Source organism: Gibbsiella quercinecans, assembly GCF_002291425.1.
Classification (GTDB): Bacteria; Pseudomonadota; Gammaproteobacteria; order Enterobacterales; family Enterobacteriaceae; genus Gibbsiella; species Gibbsiella quercinecans.
Genome location: NZ_CP014136.1, coordinates 4,479,334 through 4,500,069, shown reverse-complemented (window position 1 = coordinate 4,500,069; position 20,736 = coordinate 4,479,334). Strand labels below are relative to the sequence as shown.

Genomic DNA, 20,736 nt, shown 5'->3' with positions numbered 1-20,736 from the left:
CTTTGAGCCTGTTCACTAGGCTATCTTACCTACCACTTTAAGCCTGGGCAGAATACCCGCCATCTTGCCTCTTTGGCGGCTCGCTGCCCGCGCCCAAACTGGCTGTGCTGATGACGCCTATTGAAGCACGCCCCGGTCAGGCTTTTTCCAGCGTACACAATAACGGATGCTCGTTCTCCCTGGCATAACGGTTAACATGAGCTACCTTGGTTTCTGCGACTTCGGCGGTGAACACCCCGCAGATCGCTTTCCCCTGATAGTGCACCGTGAGCATCAGTTGCGTTGCGCGTTCAATATCATAAGAAAAGAACTTTTGCAGAACGTCAATCACAAATTCCATCGGTGTGTAATCGTCGTTGTTAAGTATAACTTTATACATAGACGGCGGTTTTACCGCATCGATTTGTTTTTCTTCAGCTAAATGTTCAAAATTCAGCCAATCGTTGTTATTGCCCATCGCTGCTTATCTTCTCTTCTGTACCCTGATATGGGGTCACATACGGGTTATTCAAACGGGAACATTCGGCTGCGCGCAAAAAAAGGCGCTAAACGATGCCGATCACACAGTGTGTATTATGGCAGCGCCCAGCCTAAGTTCATTTTAACATCTTCAGCCACATCCTGCCGTATTGCCCAATGCGCGCTCCCCGGCAAAAACGGCCAGTATTTGCGCTAAAAACGGCCAATAGCGTTACCCGCTTCAAACTTTGATGAACTGCCTGTGGCGGACAAAAGCCATCCCCTTGACGTGATGATCATTTGCTCTAGAGTGTAATTTTGTGAGCTGCTGGTCTTTTAACCAACGAAGGCTCACCAGGAATCAGTTATTCATCTCACTTAAAATAGCATTGCGAGGGATGTAAAAGCATGGAGACGGGTACTGTAAAATGGTTCAACAACGCCAAAGGTTTTGGTTTTATCTGCCCCGAAGGGGGCGGCGAAGATATCTTTGCCCATTACTCAACGATTAAGATGGATGGTTACAGGACGTTGAAGGCGGGCCAGCAGGTCCGGTTTGACGTGCACCAAGGGCCCAAAGGAAACCATGCAAGCCTTATCGTGCCACTGGAAAATGAGGCGATTGCCTAAAACGCATCCGGCAGTTCACCACGGCACTGCCAGGTTAACAATGCCAGCCGCAGTATGACTGGCATTTTATTTCCTCGCTGGCACGCGCGTCAATCAGATTCCGGCCGTGAATGGGCCGGCTAATCAGCCCGCCCGCGTGCCAGCCAGATCACGCGCGAAAACATCTTTTTCAGCAACGGCGGCACCGAATCGGTGCCCCACTCACCGGCCTGCATCGCCACTTCAATCGCTAAATCGGGTTTTGAGGAGTGATGCACCGCCTTTTGGATCACTTTGCGCAGCGGCATCTGGGCATTGGCCGGCACCGCCGCCACACGGTGATACACCGCGCTGAACCCTTCTTTGTACATGAACTGCTCCATGTCCATCGCCGGTAGCGCAGTCAGGCGATCGCGTTCAATATCAACGTGGTTGTCCAGCAGGCCGCGCACGGTATTGGCGTATTTTTTACCGGCCTCATCGCCGTCCACCAGGGCGTGCCATTCGATCCCCATCCGGCGCGCGAACTTCAGCAGCGGCTTCAGCCCGCACTGGGCGAATTCAATCACCCGCACGCCTTCCGATTCGAAATGGTAGCCGCACTGGCGCGCCAATTCGTTCAACAACCAAACTTCGGTTTCCCCCTCCACCAGCAACCAGCAGCGGGCAAACAGCGATGAAGGCCGGTTGAACCGGATATGGAAGGCAATGCGGCGGCCGTCCTCCGCCCCCAGGCCGCGCGCGCCCAGGCGATAGGTCGCCACCCGCCCGGAGCCGCGCACCAGCCGGCAAACGTGCTCAATCGGCGCCAGCGACACCAACTGGCTGGAATTGGTGGTGGTGATGCGCTGCAAGGGCAGTTGATCAAGCAACCCCCAGGCGACCGACAGCATAATCGGGTGCAGGCGAGTTTCCGGATCCTCCACCAGCAGCAGCGGGCGCGCATGGGGATCGAGCGTGACGTCGCCTTTGGCCTGCAACAGGGTGGAGAACATACCCAGCAGGATCAAACGCATGCTTCGGCTGTTGGGCTCCGCCGCCATACGGTTAAGGCCGTCCAGCGCACGCCAGGCCTGCTGTTCCTCCGGTTGGCGCCGCCGGGTGCGCGCCACCTGGGAACCATGCTCGGCAAAATAGTGCTCCAGCAGTTGCTGCATCGCCGCCAATCCCTGGCGCAATTCATTGTTGGTCAGTTTTTGCGGATTGCGCACCAGTTCGCGCGTCAATTGCTCCAACTGCTGCGCCAGCGCGGCCTGATCGGGCTGATTGTTGGCCAGGCGGTTCGGCCGCAAGCGGCGGACAAAGCGCGCATCGCGCAGGCGCAGCACGGGGTGAATACGCACCAACGCCAGCACCAGCTTATCGATATGATGCAGGTGAATCGGGTTGCCGTCCGCATCCAGAAAACTGCGCCAGGTGCACACGGTGCCGTCGTCCTCGAGTTCGCCTTCGCAGCGATAATGAATACGGTTCAGGTTGTCTTCGCCTTTCACCCACAGCGGGGAAAGCGCGCGGTAGCGCGGCAAGTGCGCATGCCCGGTGTCTTTTTCACAGAAGGTTAAGATCACCTGCAGATGCCGTTCCTTCGCTGCTTCATCGCCGGGCGGGAAATGAAAGTCATGTGCCTCAAAGCGATACAGCACCTGTTCCGGGGCCAGCAGCAGCGTCAGCGCATCCAGCAGGCTCGATTTGCCCCAGGCGTTCTCCCCCAACAGCAGGGTGTTGTCATCCAGCACCAGCGATAGCCGATTGATGCCACGGAACCCGACAATTTCCAGACGTTCTAAATACATTCACCGCCTCCCAGGCGTGCCTTTCTCCGCCCCAACGGGGTGGGCTCCCCAGAGCATGGGCAAAAAACCCCTTACAGGTCAAGCAGACATCGTTAAATCTGCCGCTTTACTCCGCAGCCGGATTTGGTTAGCGTGTTCACCCGGCCATCGGCCCGGGTATTTCTCATTCCAAAGGACGCGCATTTTTCATGTATTCAGGACTGCTGATCATTCTGGTGCCGCTGATTGCCGGTTACCTTATTCCGCTGCGCAGTAAAACGTTAATTCGCACCGTCAATCGCCTGCTTAGTTGGATGGTGTATGTCATCCTGTTTTTTATGGGCATCAGCCTGGCGTTTCTGGATAATCTGGGCAGTAACCTGCTGCTGATCTTCCAGTATACCGCCGTGTTTTTCCTGTGCATTTTCTGCTTTAACCTGCTGGCCCTATATCTGCTGGAGCGCCGCTCGCCCTGGCGCAGTGCGCATAAGCAAGAGGCCTTGCCTTCCCGCCTGCTGATGGCGCTGGAATCACTCAAGCTCTGCGGCGTGGTGCTCGCCGGCTTTATTCTGGGGCTGGCGCAGTGGCCGTGGTTGCAGTATGCGACGCAGGGCGGAGAATACGCGCTGCTGTTCTTGCTGTTGCTGGTCGGGACACAGCTGCGCAACAGTGGTATGACGCTGCGCCAGGTGGTGATTAACCGCCGCGGCATGATCGTCGCTGGCGTGGTATGTGTCAGCGCGCTGGCGGGCGGCGCGCTGGCCGCGTTGCTGCTCGGGCTGCCGCTGAAAGAAGGGCTGGCGATGGCCTCCGGCTTTGGCTGGTATTCCCTCTCCGGCATTCTGATCGCCGATACCTATGGCCCGGTGATGGGCAGCGCCGCGTTTTTCAACGATCTGGCGCGAGAGCTGGTTGCGATCATGCTGATCCCGGCGCTGGTGCGCCGCAGCCGCTCTTCCGCCCTGGGCCTGTGCGGCGCCACCTCCATGGACTTTACCTTGCCGGTGCTCCAACGCAGCGCCGGGCTGGAAATTGTGCCCTCGGCGATTGTGCACGGTTTCTTGCTGAGCCTGTTGGCGCCGGTGCTGATCGCCCTGTTCTCATAAGCCTTCGTCAGGCGCCGCCCCCGCGCCTGACAAACGTCAGGGCATTTATCGGTAAACCGCCCCGGCGGCGCTCTCCTAGACTCGGTGAAGCGCTGCGCTTTACCTTTCCTGACGTTCATCGACAAAAGACCCGGTAGCCTGTACAGGTAACCGCTCTGTCTGTGACTCATCGGATTGAGTTCATATTATTTTCACTATGCTTGGGGGAACTATGAAGCAAACAGTAGCCACGCTGGTCGCCAAAACGCTGGAAAAAGCGGGAGTAAAACGAATTTGGGGCGTCACCGGCGATTCGTTAAACGGGCTGAGCGACAGCCTGCACCGCATGGGCACCATCGAATGGCTGGGAACCCGCCATGAAGAGGTGGCCGCCTTTGCCGCCGGAGCCGAAGCGCAACTCACCGGCGAGCTGGCGGTGTGCGCCGGTTCCTGCGGCCCCGGCAACCTGCACCTGATCAACGGCCTGTTTGACTGCCACCGCAACCACGTGCCGGTGCTGGCGATCGCCGCACATATTCCTTCCAGCGAAATCGGCAGCGGCTATTTTCAGGAAACCCACCCGCAGGAGCTGTTCCGCGAATGCAGCCATTACTGTGAGCTGGTGTCCAACCCTGAGCAGCTGCCGCGCGTGCTGGAAGTCGCCATGCGGCAGGCGATCCTGAACCGCGGCGTTTCAGTCATCGTGCTGCCGGGTGACGTGGCGCTGCGTATGGCGCCAGAAGACGCGCAGGTAGTATGGCAAACCCCAGCGCTGCCGCTGGTGCAGCCGCCGCTGAGCGAGCTACAGAAGCTGGCGCAAACCCTTAACGGTGCCAAGAACATTACCCTGATGTGCGGCAGCGGCTGCGCCGGCGCCCACGACGAGGTGGTAAAACTGGCCGAAACGCTGCAGGCCCCAGTCGTGCATGCGTTGCGCGGCAAGGAGCACATTGAGTGGGATAACCCTTACAGCGTAGGCATGACCGGGCTGATTGGCTTCTCCTCCGGCTATCACGCGATGATGAACGCCGATACGCTGGTGCTGCTGGGCACCCAGTTCCCTTACCGCGCGTTCTACCCGAGCAACGCCACCATTATCCAGATCGACATCAACCCCGGCAGTATCGGCGCCCACTGCCCGGTCAATCAGGCGTTGGTCGGGGATATCAAAACCACCCTGACCACCCTGCTGCCGCTGCTGGAGCCGAAGCAGGATCGCAAATACCTTGATAAAGCGCTGGAGCACTATCGCGACGCCCGTAAGGATCTCGACAGCCTGGCGACCCGTAATGACGATCAGCCGATTCACCCGCAGTATCTGGCACAGCAAATCAGCCAATACGCCAGCGAAGACGCGGTCTTTACCTGCGACGTCGGCACCCCGACAGTATGGGCGGCGCGCTACCTGAAGATGAACGGCAAACGCCGCCTGTTGGGCTCGTTCAACCACGGCTCCATGGCCAACGCCATGCCGCAAGCGATTGGCGCACAGGCGACGGAGCCAAACCGCCAGGTAGTGGCGCTGTGCGGCGACGGCGGCTTCAGCATGCTGATGGGCGATTTTCTGTCGCTGGCGCAGCTCAAACTGCCGGTGAAGGTGGTGGTGTTCAACAATAGCGTGCTGGGATTTGTGGCGATGGAAATGAAAGCGGGCGGCTACCTGACCGACGGCACCGATCTGCACAACCCGGATTTCGCGGCGATTGCCAACGCCGCCGGCATTAAAGGCATCCGCGTGGAGAAAGCGTCCGAACTGGACGCCGCGCTGCAGGAACTGTTGGCACACCCCGGCCCGGGGCTGCTGGATGTCGTCACCGCCAAACAGGAACTGGCGATGCCGCCGCAGATCAAATTTGAACAGGCCAAGGGCTTCAGCCTGTATATGCTGCGCGCCATCATCAACGGCCGCGGCGATGAAGTGGTTGAGCTGGCCAAGACCAACTGGTTGCGTTAACCGCCGTATCGCCAGTAGCCGATCGCCAAGATCAAGGCCAGGTTCAGCACCACGCTGCAGATAAACCAGGTTTTGAACGGCTGCTTGCGCGTTTTATGGCGAAAGAGTTGCTGGCCGCAGATCGCTCCCGGCCAGCCGCCTATCAGCCCAAAGACCAACAGGGTGCTTTCCGGCACCCGTTGCCACGCCCGGATGGCCGCCAGCTTATCTGCGCCGTAAATCAGCAGCGTCAACAGGTTAATCAGCACCACCGCCGCCCAAAGCGGCTGCGGCCACCACAGGCTGGCGCCGCAGGCCAGTGCCAGCAGCAGATAACACAACGCCCCTAATCGCATCGTTCACTCCCCACCTGAAAAGGCGCCCAGTGTGCCGCGGCCGGCATGCACTGGCAAACAGAAATCATCCATTACGCAGTGCTTTTATCCGGCAGGTTTGGCATGCTATGCGGTATGAAACTCAAGCGCCACGGCCGTTTGGGCACGGTGTTCACATTGATGATAAGGCGGCATGGATGATCCCCCAACGCATACTGGTGCTTGGCGCCAGCGGCTATATTGGCCAGAACCTGATCCCACATCTGGCGGAGCTTGGGCATGAAATTACCGCCGCCGCCCGGCGCATTGAATGGCTGCAGGAACAGCACTGGCCGCACGTGCGTTGTCAATACGTGGATGTCTACCGCCCGGAGACGCTGGCTGCGGCGCTGTGGAATATCGATACGGTGTATTACCTGATCCACGGCATGGGCGACGGCGATGACTTTATCGAAAAAGAGCGCCAGGCGGCGGAAAATATGCGTGACGCGCTGCGCAACGCCAGTGTCAAACAGGTGATCTTTCTCGGCGCGTTGCAGCCGCGCGACGCCCGCTCGCCGCACCTGGTCGCACGTCAACTGACCGGCGATATCCTGCGCGACAGCGGCGTTCCGATCACGGAACTGCGCGCCAGCATTATCGTCGGCCCCGGTTCAGCCGCTTTCGAGATCATGCGCGATATGGTGTACAACCTGCCGATACTGACCCCGCCGCGTTGGGTGCGCTCCAAATCATCGCCGGTCGCGTTGTGCAATCTGCTGGTCTACCTGGCCGATATGTTGCAGCATCCGGCGGCGGAGAACCGGGTTTTCGACATCGCCGGCCCGGAATACATCAGCTATCAAACTCTGTTCGAGCGCTTTATCGCCATCAGCGGCAAAAAACGCTGGCTGCTTCCCCTCCCCCTGCCGACACGCTTTATCTCCGCGTGGTTTATCAGCATGGTGACCTCGGTGCCGGTGCCGATCGCTAACGCGCTGATCCAGGGCCTGAACCACGATCTGCCTGCCGACGGCAGAGCACTGCAGGCGCTGATCCCGCAAACGCTGTCGACTTTCGATCAGGCGGTGAAGGACACCTTGCGGCGTGAAGATGAAGTGGTGGCCTGCGCCGACTGGGGCTACGATCCCGAAGCACGCGCCCGCTGGCGCCCCGGCTATGGCTTCTACCCGAAGCAGGCCGGCTTTACCATCGATACCACGGCATCCAGCGAAGCGCTGTGGCACGTGGTGCAGCAGTTGGGCGGCAAAGAAGGCTATTTTTACGCCAATATCCTGTGGCGTATTCGGGCTTGGATGGACGATCTGGCGGGCAACGGCGTGGTCTATGGCCGCCCGGCTCGCGCGACGTTACAAGTAGGCGATCTGGTGGACGGCTGGAAAGTGATCACCATGAAGCCGCTGCGCCAGTTGGCGTTGCTGTTTGGTATGAAGGCGCCGGGGCTGGGGCGGCTGACCTTCAGCATTAAGGATTTTGGCGCATACCGGCAGCTTGATGTGCGCGCCTGGTGGCACCCGGCCGGGTTCAGCGGCTTGCTCTATTGGTTCCTTATGATGCCCGCTCACCTGTTTATTTTTCGTGGCATGGCAAAGCGCATTGCCCGGTTGGCGCAGCGGCAAGATCGGCATTAAGGGGCATCAGGCGGTTATTTGTCGGCCAACCGCACAGTTTGCTGCCGCAGTTAAACCCTTTCCGATTGCATAGCGCACAAAATCACGGAAGAATGGCACCTCATTTGCAGGGGTGCAGGCAACCGCTCCCGCAGTCTACAATTTGGGGTGAGAATAGAGTCTGTTATGAAGGTATTGGTTACCGGTGCAACCAGTGGGTTAGGCCGCAACGCCGTTGAATATCTCCGCCATCAGGGTATAAAAGTGCGCGCCACTGGCCGCAATCAGGCCATGGGCAACCTGCTGGAAAAAATGGGCGCCGAGTTTATCGCAGCCGATCTCACCACGCTGGTTTCTTCACAGGCCAAGGCCATGCTGGCGGATGTGGATGTTCTGTGGCACTGCTCCAGCTTCACTTCCCCCTGGGGCAGCGAGCAGGCGTTCGAGCTGGCCAACGTGCGCGCCACCCGCCGGTTGGGGGAATGGGCCGCCGCCTATGGCGTATCGCAGTTTATCCATATCTCCTCCCCTGCTATTTATTTCGATTATCGCCACCACCGCAATATCAAAGAAGACTACCGGCCGGTACGCTATGCCAACGAATTTGCGCGCAGCAAAGCCGCCGGCGAACAGGTGATCCACCAGTTGGCGCTGTCCAACCCGCAGACCCATTTCACCATTCTGCGCCCGCAGGGGCTGTTCGGCCCGCACGACAACGTGATGTTGCCGCGCCTGCTGCAGATGATTAAGCACTACGGCAACCTGCTGCTGCCGCACGGTGGCAGCGCGCTGGTGGATATGACCTATCTGGAAAACGCCGTACACGCCATGTGGCTGGCTACCCAGGCGGAAAACACCGTCTCCGGGCGCGCCTACAATATTACCAACCAGCAGTCACGCCCGCTGCGCACCATCGTCCAGCAGTTGTTTGACGATCTTGGCATGGCGTGCCGTATCCGTTCGGTGCCCTATCCGATGCTGGATATGATGGCCCGCGGCATGGAAAAGCTGGGAAATAAAGACAAAGAGCCGGTGCTGACCCATTACGGCGTGGCCAAGCTCAATTTCGATCTGACGCTCGATACCTCGCTGGCGCAAGACGAGTTGGGTTACCGGCCGATCGTTTCGCTGGACGAAGGCATCAACCGCACCGCCCAATGGTTGAAAACCCACGGCATGTTGCACGCGCGCTAATCAGCGCGCCGCCCCATATTTGCTCAACAAGGCATCCGCAATCGCTTCGGTTTCCGCATCCGGCGCGCCGCTAAAATCCGCCGGCCGGAAGTGCATCTGAAACGCCGCCACCAGTTGCCGCTGCTGGCGTGCATCCCAATCCGTTTCCACGCCATAGCCGTAGCGCGCCAACCTGGCCAATAGCGGCGCCATGGCGACCGGCGCATGGCGATCGCGGCCGGCCAGATAATGCCGCACGTCCGCTTCGTCCGGCCAGGCGCCGATGCCGGCCTGCGCCAACTGCCGCCACGGGAATAGCGGGCCGGGATCCTGTTTGCGCAAAGGAGCGATATCGCTGTGCCCGACCACATCCACCGGCTGAATGCCATAGCGCTTAATGATGTCGCGGCTAAGATCCACCAGCAGCGCGATTTGCTCCGGCGTATAGGGCTGCCAATGGGTGAACAGCAAGCTGCGGTAAAAGCCGCGATTGACGATTTCAATGCCAATAGAGGTATCGTTAAGGCCGGTGCGGCCACGCCACTGGCTGGCGCCCGCATGCCAGGCGCGCTGCGCCTCGGGCACCAGTTGATACACCACCGGTTGGCCGTTTTGCCGCGGCGGATGAGCCGGCAGCAGGTAGTGCGCGCTGACGTGTTCGTCGGTCAGCGTCTTTAGCGAAGCGTGAAAATCATCCGCCGTGTAGTGCATCACCAGAAAGTGGATGCGCGCATCGGCGCCCTGCGCCCGGTAGCGCGTCTCCACATGATAAGCGCCACCTTCACCCTGCTGCCCGCTCTGGCAGCCGGCCAACAGGCTGGCGGCGGCTATGATCCATAATCCCTTCGCCACTGCATGCTCCTTTGCCTTGCGGTCGGATTAACGGTTCACTTTCACCGCCGTGCCGCTGACGGTAACCATCAACATGCTGGCGTCTTTGCCGACGGTTTCATAATCGATGTCGATACCAACCACCGCGTTGGCCCCCAGTTCCTTGGCCTGTTCTTCCAATTCCCTGAACGCCAGTTGGCGCGCCTTGCGTAACTCTTTCTCGTAGGCGCCGGAACGGCCGCCGACGATATCACGCACGCCGGCAAAAAAATCACGGAAAATATTGGCGCCGAGGATGGCTTCGCCGGTAACGACGCCGCAATAGGCGGTAATGGTGAACCCTTCCAGGGTTGGGGTCGTCGAAAGCTGCATCAGGATCTCCTGTTAATGATGAACTTCTTGCTCCGACCTCCTTTTTAACACGATGCCGCCACGGCGTCAGCCCTGGCGGCAACCTACCCGACTGGCGCGGTCAGTAGCGGTACTCTACCCCCAGCCAATAATTGCGCCCCTCTTCGATAAACCCTTCGGCATAGGCGTAGGTGGTATCGAACAGATTGTTGACCGACGCATTGACGCTCAGGCCATGCCCAATCTGGTAATCGGTACGCAGGTTGGTAACGGAAAAGCCGGCCGCCTTCTGGCTGCCGTCGGTGTCGCTGTAGCTATAAGAACGCGCCTCCTGCGACACGGTAATGCTAAGCGGCTGCCACGGCGTCAGCGTCGCCCAGGCCACCAGCGTTTGCTTCGGCAAACCGGTAATCTTGCCGATTTCCAGCTGTTTGGGATCGCTGTGGGTAAAGCTGTAATTCACCCCGGCCGACAGCATATCCAGCAGTTTGCCTTTGACGCCCAGCTCGAACCCGGTGTAATCCACCCGGCCACTGTTGCGATTCTGCACCACGTCTGCGCTAACGTTTTGCGACAGAATGGCGTCACTGACGCGGTTGTAATACACACTGGCGTCATAACCCCACCGTTCAGACAGCGCACCGGTATAGGTCAGATCAAGGTTACGGCTGCGTTCCGCCTTCAGGCCGGGGTTCACCAATGCAATCTGGCCATAGGCCGGGCGCGAGGTGGTGTAACGTTCTTTCAGCGTGGGGAAGCGGCTGCGTTCAGAATACGACAGGGCAATATCGTTACGGCTGTCAAAGTGATATTTAGCCATGCCCTGCCAGTTGAATGCCCGCTGGGTATTGTCGTCATAACGGGTGATCCCGGCCGTCTCGTGCTTCATGGCCTGCAGGCTGTCGCGCCAGTCGTAGCTGATGCCCGCCACCACGTCCAGATCGTCAGTTGCCGCCCATTGGTATTCGCTGGCCAGCGACCAGGTGCGGTCTTTATAGCGATCGTAGGCCGCCGAAGGCGCGCTCTTTTCACGGTGGACGTCTTCTTTCCAGTGCGCGGCGAACGCCAGTTGATCGCGCTCACGCATATCTATCGCCAATTGCAGCCCGGCGCCGTTGCTGTAATCGTCGTAGTGGCTGTAGCTGCCGCTCCCGCTTTTGAGTGCGGCCAGGCTGTTGTACATCAACAGGGTGTTTTTAAACGTGTCGTGGTAAACCCGGCTTTTCAGGGTATAGCCATCGGCCAACCGTGTGGTGCCCTGATAGTAATAACTTTCCTTATCGTATTGCGGCCATTGCCAATAGCGCGCCTGCTGGCTGCTGGTGCCTGCATAGGGCGGGTTGTTCTTCTCGCCGTCCTGTTTGATGTAGGTAAAGGTGTACTCATCCGATGGCCGCGGGGTGAAGCCGATTTTTAGCATACCGCGCTGGTCGTCGGCCGCCGAATTACTGCGTTTGCCCTGTTCCCCCACCACCGGGCCGTCGCTGCCATGGGGCAAACCGACGAAATCCTGTTTCAGCCAGCTACCGCTGACCTGGATATAGCCGAGATCGCTTTTGATCCCCAGCGCGGCATTGGCGTCATAGGCGCTGTGTTTGCCGCGCGCCCAGCCCTGACGAAAGCCGATGCTGGCTTCCAGCGGGTTCTTCGGTTTCTGTGTTGTCAGGTTGATCGAGCCCCCCATTTGGTTTGGCCCTTGCAGCAGCGACGTGTAGCCTTTGGAAACCTCCAGCGTCGCTAGCCCGGAAATGAGCAGGCGCCCAAGATCCAAATTGCCGTCGTAAGGCACATAAATCGGTACGCCATCATAGAATATCGGTACCTGCCGGCTGTCGAAGCCGCGCACCCGCACCTGCAGTTCATTACGGTTGCCGGACTTCTGTAACGTTACCCCTGGGATCACGCTAAGCGCCTGTGCGACGTTGCGTTTATCAAGCTGGGTGACGGTTTGCTGGTCAACAATATCGCTGGTCGCCGCGACGGCGCTGCCCCATACGGTGACCGTGTCCTCCTGCGCCGCCAACGCCGCATCCATGGCCAACAGAGTGAACGGCATACACAGAGAGATCGTTTTTATTTTCATCAGGATATCCTTCCCAAAAGTGTGCTGTGTTGTTTTTATATAACAGTGTTCCATCGCACAGCCGCTGCGCCGATGTGGCGCGGCGGCGGCAAAACGCATCACGCCAACGGCAACAGTTGAACCTGAATATCCGCTGGCGGTGCATAATAAGGGGCTGAAGTGATCAACAGCGGCACTCCGGTGCGAGCGAAGGCTTCAACCGTGTGCAGTGTGATACCGCCGGTGGCGGAAATACGGCAATGAGGCGCTATTTGCCGCGCCAGTACGAGCAGCGCGGCAATATCGTGCGGCGTAAACTTATCCAACTGCAACACGTCGGGCTGGGCGGCCAGCGCCAGGCGGGCTTCTGCCGGAGTATCGGCTTCCAGCACGATGGCTTTTTCCGGCGCCGCCATGCGCAGGCGGGCGACCATCCCCGGCCAGTCATCATCGGCCAGAAAGCGGCGGTGGTTGGCAAAAACCAGCAGCGTATCCGCCGTGCCGGCGCGGTGGATGAGCCCGCCGCCGGCCAACACCGCCTGCGCGGCAAGCAGCCGTGTCCCGGGCACCGCCTTGCGCGTGCAGGCAATCTGCCCGTTCGGCACATAGCGCCGCAGGATCTGCAGCATACGGAACTGGTAGTCCGTCACGCCGCAGCTCCACTCCAGCAGGTTCTGCACCGCCTTCCACCCTTGGTGTAATGCTTTTGCCCTGCCCTGAGCGGACACCAGCCGCGCCCCGGCGCCAACCAGCGCGCCGTCTTCCACCCGCGCCTGCGCCTCAATGCCAAGGCGGCGCAGCATGCGGCAGGCGGTGTCAATGGCGCTGACGCAACCGCCTTGGCGGTGAATAAAGTGCATTTCACCGTCCCGTTCGCCAATCCCCAGCGCCCGGGTGGTCACATCTCCGCCCTGGATGTCTTCCTGGAGTAGCCGATCCAACAGCGCATCAGGAATAAAGATCATGGCGCCACCTCAAAATCAACGCGATCCCACCAGAGCAACGCCCAGTCACGGGTCGGCGCCACCAGCGGCCGCGGCCCGTGTTTGCGCTGGGTGAAATAATCAAACAGGCGCTGTTTTTCCTCATCGTTCAGCTCGCCGGTTGACCAGGCAACCGCAGAAATAAACGCCTCGAAGGTATCGGTTTGCGCCTGGCAGTTCGGCCCGCGGATAAAATCGACCCGCGGCTGAATGCCCATCTGGTACAGCACGTTGAAGGCGTACGCGTAGTTGGGCAGTTCGACCACCGGCCGGCCAAGGGCGCGCTGGATCGCCGGATCGACAAACGACGGGCTTACCGTATGAGTGGTGTATACCCGCAACCTGGCCTTGTCGTTCAACTTGCGCATCGCCTGGCGCAGATCGGCCACCAGCGTAGAGCGCGAGGCAACGGCGATGTCGCATTGCGGCACATCGTCCCAGCTGTCTTCCCACGCCTTGCGCAGCAGGGTGGCATTGGCGATGCCCTGCGCCTGGGCGCGCTGGCGCGCCACCGCCAACATGCCGCTGCTGTAATCCAGGCCATAGACCCGTTGCAGGCGATCGGCCACGTTCAGGCACACGGAGCCCGGCCCGCACCCCATATCCAGCAGCGTCTGCGCGCCGGTAAAATCCATGCGGGCGATCAGTTGCGCCAGATAAGGATCCTGCGGGTTGGCGCAGGTCTGCGCCATTTTCTCCGCCCGCCGATCCCAGTGCTCGGGCGTTTTTTCCGTTCTTTTCGCCAGCTTCATCTGCTGTTGGTACAGCGTGGCGAAATCAATGTCATCAATCAGCATGGTGTTTGTCCTGAATGTCGTTTACGGGGTTCCCCTGAAAGTGGCGGCGAATTTGCGCGGGTGAAACCTGATAAATGGCCGCCAGCGTTTCCGCACTGAGCATCTCTGCCGGTGAACCCTGGCGCACGGCGTGCTCTGGGCTCATCAGTATCACGCTGTCGGCAACGGCCTGGGCATGCATCGGGTGGTGGGTCGACATCAGGATCGTCATCCCGCCGGCCTGCAAGCGCCGCACCTGCTCCAGCAACGCGATTTGGTGGCCAAAATCCAGGCTGGACGCCGGTTCATCCATCATCAACAGCGAGGGTTGCTGCACCAGCGCGCGGGCGATCAACACCAACTGGCGCTCGCCGCCGCTGAGCGTGGGGTAAAGACGCCGTTCCAGGTGCGCGATCCCAAGCGCCGCCAATGCCTGCCGGGCCAACGCATGCTCCCGCTTGCCCGGCGACGTAAACAGCCGCAGCCGGGCGCTGCAGCCCATCATCACCATCTCCCGCACCCGAAACGCAAAGGGGCCGTCATGCGCCTGCGGCACATAGGCTACGGCCCGCGCCAGTTCGGCGGCCGGCCAACGGGATATCGGCCGATCATAAAGGCTGATGTCGCCCGCAAGCGGCGGCATCAGGCCCAACAGCGTGCGCATCAGGGTGGTTTTTCCGCAGCCGTTGGCGCCGAGCAGGCAGGTTATCTGCCCGGCTTGCAGCGTAAAGTTGACATCGCGCACCAGCGGCCGCCGCCGGTAACCCAGGCTGACCTGCTCTACCTTCACCACGTTCATCGCCGCCCGCCTCCCAGTAACAGGGCCAGAAAGAACGGCGCCCCAACCAACGCGGTCAGGATGCCGAGCGGCAACTCAATGGCGGCGATGCTGCGCGCAAGGGTATCGGTCAACAGCAGCAGCAATGCGCCGCAGCCCATGGCCGCAGGCAGCAGATAGCGGTGATTCGCGCCCACCAGCAGCCGGCTGATATGCGGCACAACCAGCCCGATCCAGCCAATAATACCGGCAACCGAAACCGCGGCGGCGGTCACCAGCGTTGCGCACAAAATCAATACCAGCCGCAAGCGAGCAACATTGACCCCCAACGTGCGCGCTTCGTCGTCGGGCAGGCTGAGCAGGTTCACCCGCCAGCGCAACAGCAGCATTGGGATCATCCCCAGCAACAGCGCCGGCGCCACCGCCAGTAAGTCCGCTGGCGTCAGGGTTGACAGGCCGCCAAGCAGCCAGAAGGTGATCGACGGCAGTTGCAGGTAAGGATCTGCCAAAATCTTGATCAGAGAGATCACCGCGCCGCACAGCGTCCCGATCGCAATCCCCACCAGCACCAGCGACAAAACCGGATCGTGGCGGGTTGCCAACCTTGCAATCAAACACACCGTGATCACCGCCGCCAGGCCGCCGAAAAAAGCCAGCAATTGGATCATCAGCATCGGCAAGCCGAGGAAAATCGCGATGCTGGCCCCCATACCGGCGCCGGCAGAAACACCCAGAATATCCGGCGACACCAGCGGGTTGCGAAACATGCCCTGATAGGCGGCCCCTGCAGCCGATAACGCGGCGCCAATCAGCAGCGCCCCGGCCACGCGTGGCAAGCGCACCTGCCAGAAAACCACCGCCAGGCGCCGATCCGCCGGCGTGATCGGCTCCGGCGCCATCAGGTGCAAGATTTGCGTTAACGACAGCGAAAACGGGCCGGTGCACAGCGCCAACAGCACGGCGGCGCACCCCAGCACGCAAAGCAGCACCATGCGTATCCGTATGCTCATGAGCGCACCAACAGTTCGGCCAACTGCGCATCGTTCAGTTCCGCATGATAAAACAGCCGAAAGAACTGCCCAATATCATCGGCGATACCGGCGGCCAGTTGCGGATCGAAATGGCTTTGCAAGCGGCGCAGCCCCAACAGGCGGTTGATGCCCGGCGGCGCATCCAACCAACCGAACGGCAGGCCAGTGAAACCGTATACCCGCCCTTGCGCCACCGCATCCAGGCTGCGCCAGACGGGGTTGGTGTTCAGATACTGCCGCGTCATGTCGCTTTGCGTGATGATAATCTCGGGGTTCCAGTGCGCGATCTGTTCAAAAGACACCTGCGCCAACCCGCTCAGCCCCTGTTCGGCGGCAACGTTCACCAGCCCGAGCATTTCAGCCGCTTGCGTATGCAACGAGCCGCGCAGGCCGGTTTCCAACCCACGCGGCCCGCGCGCGGCATAGAAACGCCTGGCGCTACCCGGCCTGGCGGCAAATGCCTGCGCGTCCGCCAGGAAACGCGCGGCCATATCGGCCAAAGGCGCACTGCGAGCTTCAACACCAAGCAACGCGGCCAACTGCCGAATCTGCTGCGCCGCATGGGGCAGCCCGCCATCAATCAATACGTAGGGAATGCCGGTTTGGGCGGACACCCGTTGCGCCAGCGAACGATAGGTGGCGTCGACGCTGCCACAATCAATGATGATGTCCGGATTGATTGCCAGGATTTTTTCAATGGAGAGCGTGCTGCCGCGCCCGGCTAAACGCCCCAGCCGGGGCAACCGGCGCAAGCTGTCGGGCAACATGGCCGCCGTGGAGAAATCGAACGACGATAAACCGGCCAGGCGCTCCGGCGCCACGGCCATCAACAGAAGATCGGCCGGCGCCCCAGCGCTGACCACGCAGCGGATCGCGGACGGCGCCGGCAATTGCCCAAAGAGGCTGACGAGCGCCGGCGGGCGCGCTACTGCGGGGAACGCGCTAAAACAGGCGGCGGTAAACGCATAGCGAAGAAAACGGCGCCGGGATATATCCATATCGATACCTGTGATTCCATCCGTTATATAAAATATAACATAACGAAATAGTCACCCTGTTGTATTGATGTACATCAACAGGCCGGCCAGGGCATGGCCACGCCCGGCGGGCAAGCGGCGAGAATAGCCATTTCAGACACCTACCTTCACAGCAAAATCTATTTATACTGTAAGCTGTTGGTGTATTCATGGCATGCTCTGTGACAACAGCCTGCTGGGGGAGAGGTTCGCTTGCCGCCTGCCGGTGCCTTGAAATCTATGGGATAGAGAGACTTTCACAAAAGGTATTAAGATGAAAACAAAAACGATTGCGGCTGTTTTGCCTTTAGCGTTATTACTGAGTGCCTGTACTACCGTTGAGCCGGCTTACAAGGATATCGGCACCCGCAACGGCGGCTGTATAGACGGCGGCCCAGACAGCGTGGCGCAAGCGTTTTACGATCTGCGCATTGAGCAAGGCGCCGCGCGGCCGGATAGCGCCCGCCTGGGCGAACTCCAGCCCTATCTGAGCCAGCAGCTCTATCAGGAACTGCTAAAGGCCAGCCGGCAGCCGGGTAAACTGGCCGCCAACGGCGATTTGTTCTCGGGCAGTGCCGCAGGGCCGACCAGCGCCAACGTCGCCAGCGCCTCCACCATTCCGAATACCGATGCGAAAAATATTCCGCTGCGCGTCGCGCTGAGCTACCAGAAAGCCGGCGGCAACGACGTTAACTGGCAAAATGAAGTGCTGATGGTGCGTGAAGGCACCTGCTGGACCGTTAACGATATTCGCTATCTGAATACCCCGACGCCGGTTTCCCACGCCACCCTGCGGCAAACCCTGGAAGATCAATAATCACCGTGCGAAACCGGCGCTCCGGCACCGGTTTTATTATCGCCCGCAGGCAGAAGCAAACTGACTGGGGTTTTCATCGGCGGCGCGACAAATTCATGCGCCGCGGCTGCTGCCCGGCACATTGTGCTATTATTTATTAAATAACCGCATATAAATAAATTTTAACTCACAAACATTGCATAACTATGCTGTGGAAGTTAACATTCGCGGCATCTAAATCTATCCGATCCTGGCGCATGAGCATTCAATTAAAAGATATCAATTGCTTTTACGGCGCAAACCAGGCGCTGTTTAATATCACGCTGGACTGCCCAGCGGGCGAAACGTTAGTGCTGCTTGGCCCAAGCGGCGCCGGGAAAAGCTCCCTGCTGCGGGTGCTGAACCTGCTGGAAATGCCGCGTTCCGGCCATTTGCAGATTGCCGGCAACCAGTTTGACTTCACACAACCCCCGGGTGAAAAAGCCATCCGCGAACTGCGCCAGAACGTCGGAATGGTGTTTCAGCAATATAATCTGTGGCCCCACCTTACCGTGGTGCATAACCTGATCGAAGCGCCCTGCCGCGTGCTGGGCTTGAGCAAAGCGCAGGCGATGGAACGCGCCGACAAACTGCTCAAGCGCCTGCGCCTGAGTGATTTCGCCGATCGTTACCCATTGCATCTTTCCGGCGGCCAGCAGCAGCGTGTCGCGATTGCCCGCGCGCTGATGATGGAACCGCACGTGCTGCTGTTCGACGAACCCACCGCCGCGCTGGATCCAGAAATCACGGCGCAGATCGTCAGTATCATTCGTGAGTTATCCAGCACCGGGATTACCCAGGTCATCGTGACTCATGAAGTGGAAGTGGCGCGCAAAACCGCCAGCCGCGTAGCCTACCTGGAAAATGGCCGGGTAGTGGAACAGGGCGATGCCCAGCATTTCGCCCAGCCGCAAACGGCCGAGTTCGCCAACTATTTATCACACTAGGCTTAGGGGATTTTTAATGAAAAAATTGTTTATCGCCGCCGTCTTAGCCGGCATCAGCGTTTCCGCCGCCGCCGCTGAAACCATCCGCTTCGCGACGGAAGCCTCTTACCCGCCGTTTGAATTCGTTAACGCGGACAACCAGATCCAGGGTTTTGACGTCGATTTGGCCAATGCCTTGTGCAAAGAAATCCAGGCCGAATGCACCTTCACCAACCAGGCATTCGACAGCCTGATCCCCAGCCTGAAGTTCAAACGCTTCGATGCCGTGATGGCCGGCATGGACATCACTCCCGAACGCGAAAAACAGGTGCTGTTCACCCAGCCTTACTACGATAACTCCGCGCTGTTTATTACTGAAAAAGGCAAAGTGGCCGATGTCGCCGCGCTGAAGGGCAAAAGAGTCGGCGTGCAAAACGGCACCACCCACCAAAAATACCTGGCGGATAAACACCCGGAAATCACCACCGTGCCCTACGACAGCTACCAGAATGCCATTCTGGATCTGAAAAACGGCCGCATCAACGCCGTCTTCGGCGATTCTGCCGTGGTTAACGAATGGCTGAAACAGAACGACACGCTGGCGGTAGTGGGCGAAAAAGTGACAGACAAAGACTACTTCGGCACCGGCTTAGGCATTGCCGTGCGCCAGGGCAACACCGCGTTACAAGGTAAATTCAATGCGGCGCTGGACAAGATCAAACAGGATGGCACTTACGAAACCATCTACAAAAAATGGTTCCAGCAGTAATTAACCCCGATGAATGAAATCCAACCCTTAGCAAGCGCCGCCGGCATGACCGTCGGCCTTGCCGTTTGCGCCCTGGTGCTCGGGCTTGCCCTGGCCATGCTGTTTGCCGCCATCGAATCTGCACGCTGGCGTCTGGTCAGCTGGCTGGGCACCGTCTGGGTTACACTGCTGCGCGGCCTGCCGGAAATCCTGGTGGTGCTGTTTATCTATTTCGGCTCATCGCAGTTACTGCTGTTGCTGTCCGACGGTTTCACCCTGAATTTCGGCCTGTTCCAATTGCCCATCCAGTTGGCGATTGAAAACTTCGACGTCAGCCCGTTCCTGTGCGGCGTGATCGCCCTTGCCCTGCTCTATTCTGCCTATGCTTCGCAAACGCTGCGCGGCGCGCTGAAAGCGGTGCCGCAGGGGCAATGGGAATCCGGCCAGGCGCTGGGTATGCGCAAATCAGCGATATTTTTCCGCCTGATTATGCCGCAGATGTGGCGCCATGCCCTACCCGGCCTTGGCAACCAATGGCTGGTGCTGCTGAAGGATACCGCGCTGGTGTCGCTGATCAGCGTTAACGATCTGATGCTGCAAACCAAGAGCATCGCCACCCGCACCCAAGAGCCGTTTACCTGGTATGTGGTCGCCGCCGCTATTTATCTGGTTGTTACCCTGCTTAGCCAGTACGTCATTAAACGGATCGAACGGCGTACCACGCGTTTTGAACAGGGGGCATCCTGATGCTTGACTACCTGCCCGAAATCGCCAAAGGGCTGCACACCAGCTTAACCCTCACCGTAGCCGCGCTGATTGTCGCCCTGCTGCTGTCGCTGGCGTTGACGGTGGTGCTGACGCTGAAAACGCCGCTCCTCACCCCGCTGGTGAAAGCCTACATCACACTGTTCACCGGCACGCCGCTGCTGGTGCAGATCTTCCTGATCTACTACGGCCCCGGCCAGTTCCCGGCGATCCGCGATTACCCGTGGCTGTGGAACTTGCTGTCACAGCCGTGGCTGTGCGCCATGATCGCGCTGGCGCTCAACAGCGCCGCCTATACCACCCAGCTGTTCTATGGCGCGGTGCGGGCCATCCCGGCGGGGCAGTGGCAATCATGCGAAGCGCTCGGCATGTCGCGCCGGCAATCGCTGCGCATCCTGCTGCCGTTCGCCTTTAAACGCGCGCTGTCGTCGTATTCCAACGAAGTGGTGCTGGTATTTAAAAGCACTTCGCTGGCCTACACCATTACGCTGATGGAAGTGATGGGCTACAGCCAACTGATGTACGGCCGCACCTATGATGTGATGGTGTTCGGCGCCGCCGGCCTGGTTTATCTGGTGGTCAACGGCCTGCTGACGCTGCTGATGCGCCTGGTGGAACGCCGTGCGCTGGCATTTGAACGCCGCAACTAGCCGTTTTT

21 protein-coding genes are annotated in these 20,736 nt (G+C 59.6%); 10 read left to right on the top strand and 11 right to left on the bottom strand.

Annotated features, from left to right (window positions below):
* Positions 1–136 precede the first annotated feature (136 nt).
* Entirely contained in the window at positions 137–457 is a 321-nt protein-coding gene (gene clpS / locus ACN28Q_RS20530; RefSeq protein WP_095848040.1) for an ATP-dependent Clp protease adapter ClpS, read from the bottom strand.
* A 410-nt stretch (positions 458–867) separates the two neighbouring features.
* On the opposite strand from clpS, the gene cspD reads away from it, so the two are divergent.
* Positions 868–1,089 carry a cold shock-like protein CspD gene (gene cspD / locus ACN28Q_RS20525; protein ID WP_095848039.1) on the top strand — a complete coding sequence of 74 codons (222 nt, stop codon included), beginning with the start codon at positions 868–870 and terminating at the stop codon, positions 1,087–1,089.
* A gap of 119 nt (positions 1,090–1,208) precedes the next feature.
* On the opposite strand, the gene ACN28Q_RS20520 is transcribed toward cspD, so the two are convergent.
* Positions 1,209–2,861, bottom strand: coding sequence for an ATP-dependent endonuclease (locus ACN28Q_RS20520; protein ID WP_095848038.1), 1,653 nt, complete (start codon positions 2,859–2,861; stop codon positions 1,209–1,211).
* 188 nt (positions 2,862–3,049) lie between these two features.
* Between ACN28Q_RS20520 and ACN28Q_RS20515 the strand changes: the two genes are divergently transcribed.
* Entirely contained in the window at positions 3,050–3,946 is an 897-nt protein-coding gene (locus ACN28Q_RS20515; RefSeq protein WP_095848037.1) for a LysO family transporter, read from the top strand.
* 211 nt (positions 3,947–4,157) lie between these two features.
* Entirely contained in the window at positions 4,158–5,879 is a 1,722-nt protein-coding gene (gene poxB / locus ACN28Q_RS20510) for a ubiquinone-dependent pyruvate dehydrogenase (protein ID WP_095848036.1), read from the top strand.
* On the opposite strand, the gene ACN28Q_RS20505 is transcribed toward poxB, so the two are convergent.
* A complete protein-coding gene (locus tag ACN28Q_RS20505) occupies positions 5,876–6,214 on the bottom strand; it encodes a DUF1294 domain-containing protein (RefSeq protein ID WP_095848035.1) in 339 nt (112 codons plus the stop codon). The genes poxB and ACN28Q_RS20505 overlap by 4 nt on opposite strands.
* Before the next feature lie 176 nt (positions 6,215–6,390).
* Here ACN28Q_RS20505 and ACN28Q_RS20500 point away from each other — a divergent pair, with 176 nt between their 5' ends.
* Positions 6,391–7,824: a DUF2867 domain-containing protein gene (locus tag ACN28Q_RS20500; RefSeq protein WP_095848034.1), complete on the top strand. Its 1,434-nt coding sequence runs from the start codon at positions 6,391–6,393 to the stop codon at positions 7,822–7,824.
* A 165-nt stretch (positions 7,825–7,989) separates the two neighbouring features.
* Complete coding sequence (locus tag ACN28Q_RS20495) at positions 7,990–8,997, top strand: 3-beta-hydroxysteroid dehydrogenase (protein WP_095848033.1); 1,008 nt, start codon at positions 7,990–7,992, stop codon at positions 8,995–8,997.
* Here ACN28Q_RS20495 and ACN28Q_RS20490 read toward each other — a convergent pair whose 3' ends face one another.
* The 8 genes from ACN28Q_RS20490 to ACN28Q_RS20455 form a co-directional block, all read right to left on the bottom strand.
* Positions 8,998–9,828 carry an N-acetylmuramoyl-L-alanine amidase gene (locus ACN28Q_RS20490; protein ID WP_095848032.1) on the bottom strand — a complete coding sequence of 277 codons (831 nt, stop codon included), beginning with the start codon at positions 9,826–9,828 and terminating at the stop codon, positions 8,998–9,000. It abuts the gene before it with no gap.
* A 27-nt stretch (positions 9,829–9,855) separates the two neighbouring features.
* Positions 9,856–10,179, bottom strand: a complete 324-nt coding sequence (locus ACN28Q_RS20485) for a heavy metal-binding domain-containing protein (RefSeq protein WP_095848031.1) — start codon at positions 10,177–10,179, stop codon at positions 9,856–9,858.
* A gap of 100 nt (positions 10,180–10,279) precedes the next feature.
* Positions 10,280–12,241, bottom strand: coding sequence for a TonB-dependent receptor plug domain-containing protein (locus ACN28Q_RS20480; RefSeq protein ID WP_095849124.1), 1,962 nt, complete (start codon positions 12,239–12,241; stop codon positions 10,280–10,282).
* A gap of 98 nt (positions 12,242–12,339) precedes the next feature.
* Positions 12,340–13,185 (bottom strand): ModD protein, encoded by an 846-nt coding sequence (gene modD / locus ACN28Q_RS20475; RefSeq protein WP_095848030.1) that lies wholly within the window; start codon positions 13,183–13,185, stop codon positions 12,340–12,342.
* Positions 13,182–14,000: a class I SAM-dependent methyltransferase gene (locus ACN28Q_RS20470; RefSeq protein ID WP_095848029.1), complete on the bottom strand. Its 819-nt coding sequence runs from the start codon at positions 13,998–14,000 to the stop codon at positions 13,182–13,184. Before ACN28Q_RS20470 ends, modD begins: the two co-directional genes overlap by 4 nt.
* On the bottom strand, positions 13,990–14,778 hold the full coding sequence (locus ACN28Q_RS20465; RefSeq protein WP_095848028.1) for an ABC transporter ATP-binding protein: 789 nt from the start codon (positions 14,776–14,778) through the stop codon (positions 13,990–13,992). Before ACN28Q_RS20465 ends, ACN28Q_RS20470 begins: the two co-directional genes overlap by 11 nt.
* The gene (locus ACN28Q_RS20460) at positions 14,775–15,767 is read right to left on the bottom strand and encodes a FecCD family ABC transporter permease (RefSeq protein ID WP_095848027.1); all 993 of its coding nucleotides are present in this window, start codon (positions 15,765–15,767) and stop codon (positions 14,775–14,777) included. Before ACN28Q_RS20460 ends, ACN28Q_RS20465 begins: the two co-directional genes overlap by 4 nt.
* Positions 15,764–16,786 carry an ABC transporter substrate-binding protein gene (locus tag ACN28Q_RS20455; RefSeq protein ID WP_095848026.1) on the bottom strand — a complete coding sequence of 341 codons (1,023 nt, stop codon included), beginning with the start codon at positions 16,784–16,786 and terminating at the stop codon, positions 15,764–15,766. Before ACN28Q_RS20455 ends, ACN28Q_RS20460 begins: the two co-directional genes overlap by 4 nt.
* Before the next feature lie 292 nt (positions 16,787–17,078).
* Here ACN28Q_RS20455 and ACN28Q_RS20450 point away from each other — a divergent pair, with 292 nt between their 5' ends.
* The 5 genes from ACN28Q_RS20450 to artM all read left to right on the top strand — a co-directional run bounded on the left by ACN28Q_RS20450 (position 17,079) and on the right by artM (position 20,728).
* Positions 17,079–17,621, top strand: a complete 543-nt coding sequence (locus ACN28Q_RS20450) for a lipoprotein (protein ID WP_095848025.1) — start codon at positions 17,079–17,081, stop codon at positions 17,619–17,621.
* A gap of 236 nt (positions 17,622–17,857) precedes the next feature.
* Positions 17,858–18,586 carry an arginine ABC transporter ATP-binding protein ArtP gene (gene artP / locus ACN28Q_RS20445; protein WP_095848024.1) on the top strand — a complete coding sequence of 243 codons (729 nt, stop codon included), beginning with the start codon at positions 17,858–17,860 and terminating at the stop codon, positions 18,584–18,586.
* 16 nt (positions 18,587–18,602) lie between these two features.
* A complete protein-coding gene (gene artJ, locus ACN28Q_RS20440) occupies positions 18,603–19,334 on the top strand; it encodes an arginine ABC transporter substrate-binding protein (protein ID WP_095848023.1) in 732 nt (243 codons plus the stop codon).
* Between the two features lie 9 nt (positions 19,335–19,343).
* Positions 19,344–20,060: an arginine ABC transporter permease ArtQ gene (gene artQ, locus ACN28Q_RS20435; RefSeq protein WP_095848022.1), complete on the top strand. Its 717-nt coding sequence runs from the start codon at positions 19,344–19,346 to the stop codon at positions 20,058–20,060.
* Positions 20,060–20,728, top strand: coding sequence for an arginine ABC transporter permease ArtM (gene artM / locus ACN28Q_RS20430; protein WP_095848021.1), 669 nt, complete (start codon positions 20,060–20,062; stop codon positions 20,726–20,728). Before artQ ends, artM begins: the two co-directional genes overlap by 1 nt.
* The last annotated feature ends 8 nt before the right edge of the window (positions 20,729–20,736 follow it).